Source organism: Ruminococcus sp. 1001136sp1 (assembly GCF_039841815.1).
In the GTDB taxonomy this organism is placed as follows: domain Bacteria; phylum Bacillota; class Clostridia; order Lachnospirales; family Lachnospiraceae; genus Blautia_A; species Blautia_A faecis.
The window spans coordinates 1-2,875 of record NZ_JBDPGY010000052.1 but is presented as its reverse complement, the minus strand read 5'-3'; the positions used below and the strand labels follow the sequence as shown (position 1 = coordinate 2,875).

4 protein-coding genes and 1 pseudogene are annotated in these 2,875 nt (G+C 39.4%); 2 read left to right on the top strand and 3 right to left on the bottom strand.

What is annotated here, in order from left to right; genetic code table 11:
• Both ABHC48_RS20400 and ABHC48_RS20395 read left to right on the top strand, forming a co-directional pair.
• A pseudogene (locus ABHC48_RS20400) lies at nucleotides 1-141 on the top strand (peptidase S51); the annotation flags it as partial.
• A gap of 67 nt (nucleotides 142-208) precedes the next feature.
• Nucleotides 209-418, top strand: a complete 210-nt coding sequence (locus tag ABHC48_RS20395; protein WP_118511955.1) for a DUF6219 family protein — start codon at nucleotides 209-211, stop codon at nucleotides 416-418.
• A gap of 74 nt (nucleotides 419-492) precedes the next feature.
• Here ABHC48_RS20395 and ABHC48_RS20390 read toward each other — a convergent pair whose 3' ends face one another.
• The 3 genes from ABHC48_RS20390 to ABHC48_RS20380 all read right to left on the bottom strand — a co-directional run bounded on the left by ABHC48_RS20390 (nucleotide 493) and on the right by ABHC48_RS20380 (nucleotide 2,741).
• Nucleotides 493-1,056 carry a hypothetical protein gene (locus ABHC48_RS20390; RefSeq protein ID WP_195566433.1) on the bottom strand — a complete coding sequence of 188 codons (564 nt, stop codon included), beginning with the start codon at nucleotides 1,054-1,056 and terminating at the stop codon, nucleotides 493-495.
• A gap of 237 nt (nucleotides 1,057-1,293) precedes the next feature.
• Complete coding sequence (locus ABHC48_RS20385; RefSeq protein WP_330386437.1) at nucleotides 1,294-1,539, bottom strand: hypothetical protein; 246 nt, start codon at nucleotides 1,537-1,539, stop codon at nucleotides 1,294-1,296.
• Nucleotides 1,540-1,544: 5 nt separating this feature from the next.
• A complete protein-coding gene (locus ABHC48_RS20380; RefSeq protein WP_195700499.1) occupies nucleotides 1,545-2,741 on the bottom strand; it encodes a DNA polymerase IV in 1,197 nt (398 codons plus the stop codon).
• Nucleotides 2,742-2,875: the final 134 nt, after the last annotated feature.

Here is a 2,875-nt window from a genome sequence, read left to right as displayed (position 1 = left end):
CCGCATTATCTTACAGCACCATTTAAGAAAGTTACCGAGAAAATAATGACTGAGTTTTCGGATTTGAATCTATGCCCTATTAACAACCGTCAGGGAATTGTAATTGATGGTGAAGGTTCAAAGGTTATTTGCAAAGACTAATTTGAAAATTCAAGTTTGCATATTTCTAAAAAAGATGTATGATATAAAAAAAGCTCAGGAGGTTCAAATGAAATCACATAAATACTGGTCCATCGGTGCGCTGGTTTCCATGATCGGAACTTGCTACACCGGCTATAAGGATATGAAATCAGCACATAAATATTTTGCATTCAGTTCACTGATCTGCATGGCTATGGCCATTTACTCAGGTCATAAAATGATTTCTGGCAAATCCAGAAAAAAGAAAGAAACTGCAGCTGAAGAATCTGCGGAATAATAAGAGGAATAGGGGAGTATTCCATTATATATAAGCCTGATGGAAAGGGGAGATTCCATCAGGCTCTTTCAAATCTACTCTTCCGTTTCTGGAAAAGATGGCTTATATCGTTTGTTTGCAGACTGTGGCACTACGATTTCAAAAAAATAATATCCCATATACCGAAGAGCTGCTTTTTTCTTCCGATAAAAACTTGCCCGGCTCATCCCCAGTTCAAGCATAATTTCCATATCTGTCATTTTTCTGTGCCTGCAGAAGCAGCCATAAAGCACATCATAATATTCTGTTCCAAAATTCGGCGTAAAATATTTTACCAGTGTCATTGCCCGGTTGACCATATCACAAAGTCCATAGATTAGAATGATATTGTTTACTTCTTTTTTCAATTTTCCTAAATTCATGCGGTAATCATAGGCATCCATATACTGAAGGGCATAGGCCATATTCTCATTGATCTTTTCCTGACACTCCTGCTCTAATTCATCCAGAACCATCTGATTTTCCAAAATCAAATCCTGATAATTGTTCATCAGTGCTTTCATCTTTTCATAGTACAGATCCATTCTCTCTTCTGTATGTCGTGCTGCATTTAATGTAATTTCCTTAAACGATCTAATCGCATAATCTCTCTCTGTCATTATCAAAATCTCCTTTTTTCGTATTGAATCGTCTTTCTCTGACGTTCTACACTCCCATCCCTGTGATTTTGACGGAAGCTCAATAAGAATTATTCTTGAGCAGAGCCACATCTGCATGGACAATATAGTGGGTATATTGTTTCATGGACATAGATGTAATGCCCTTATATGTCAATCTGAAAAGAGCAAAAGGGAAAGGTCAGCTCTTTTGCAGATCCTATTTTCTTTCTTAAATCTTTACGCACTCTTGCGCTCCATAAACCACTTATCAAATTCATAATATAAATGGCATTCCTTACCATCTACCATTACAGTATACATAATTCCTGTACCACCCGCTTTCCGGCTGGCACAACGTTCTTTCGATTTTACTTTATCAATTAAATATTTAGTTCCATCTTCCCAAATAAATTCTATTGGCATCATTGCGCCTTCTGTGCTGAATTTTACAATGACTTCTACATAAACTTTGTTATCATTCAAAGCACTTACCTCCCATTGAAATATCCAACTGGATGAACGGTGTGGGATCCCTGTGCATCCAGGCTGGATAATATTTTATCCTGATACATAAATGCTCTCTGGACACTGTGATATCCAAACCGTCGCCTGATATCATCTACTGCCCTGTCTAACTTCTCCTGTTTTTCCCGGCGCTGCTCATTCATAAATAAATCTAACTGCACCGGAACCTGCCCCATAACCAGATCATCTGCACGGATTCCAAGACTTCTGATTGGACGAGGCCAATGATAGTTCTCTCTAAAAAGCCGGTATGCTGCACTCATTATCTCATCTGTAATGTCTGTCGGCTCCTGCAACTTTCTCTGCCTGGTGAAATGAAATAACCCATTATCACGAATCGAAATTGACACTACATTACATTTAAAACCATGTTTCCGTAGTCTGGCTGCGACACTTTCTGCTAATGCCATCAGAATAATCTGTACATCCTGATCATTTTCCAGATCCCTGGGTGTCGTTGTACTGTTGCCAATAGACTTTAGCGGTGCCTGATATCCTTCTACTGAAACTGGCGAATCATCCCAGCCATTCGCAAATGAATAAATGACAAGTCCCATTTTCCCAAGCTGCAATTCCAGAAAATCTGGATCTGTTCTTGCCAGTTCTCCGATTGTGCGAATACCATATTTCTGTAAAGTTCTATTCGTTGATCTTCCCACGTATAGAAGATCTGACACTGGAAGTTTCCAAATCAAATCCTGATAATTCGCTTTATTAAATTCGGTTATTGCATCCGGTTTCTTATAATCGCTTCCTAGCTTAGCAAAAATTTTATTCCATGAGATTCCAATGCTTACAGTAATTCCCAATTCTTTTTTTACTCGTCTGCTTATCTCTTCCGCAATCATTCTTCCGTTACCTTTCAGTGAAGAACTTCCAGTAACATCAAGCCACGCTTCGTCGCAGCCATATGGTTCAATCTGATTCGTATACTCTGAATAGATTTCACGGAGCATAAATGAAAACTTCAAGTACAAATCCATTCTGGGTGGTACAAATATCAGATCTGGGCATACCTGTTTTGCCTGCCACAATGCCATGCCCGTCTTAACCCCGCTTCTCTTCGCAATATAATTCGCCGTCAATACAATTCCATGCCTCGCTTCAGGATCTCCTCCTACAGCTAATGGCTTACCAGCATATTCTGGATGATAAAGCATTTCCACACTAGCATAGTCGGGTAAGAGAAGAGCATTACTGTCCTTCCCTCCCCTAAAAACCGTACGTGATAGTTTCCCATCATACGGCTCAAGCCTTATAAAGCCTATTGCTGCCACAATAAGCCGGTTGTATA

Coding starts and splice junctions, on each gene's coding strand:
- ABHC48_RS20390 (WP_195566433.1), bottom strand. CDS start 1,056: ATGACAGAGAGAGATTATGCGATTAGATCGTTTAAGGAAATTACATTA.
- ABHC48_RS20395 (WP_118511955.1), top strand. CDS start 209: ATGAAATCACATAAATACTGGTCCATCGGTGCGCTGGTTTCCATGATC.
- ABHC48_RS20380 (WP_195700499.1), bottom strand. CDS start 2,741: ATGCTTTATCATCCAGAATATGCTGGTAAGCCATTAGCTGTAGGAGGA.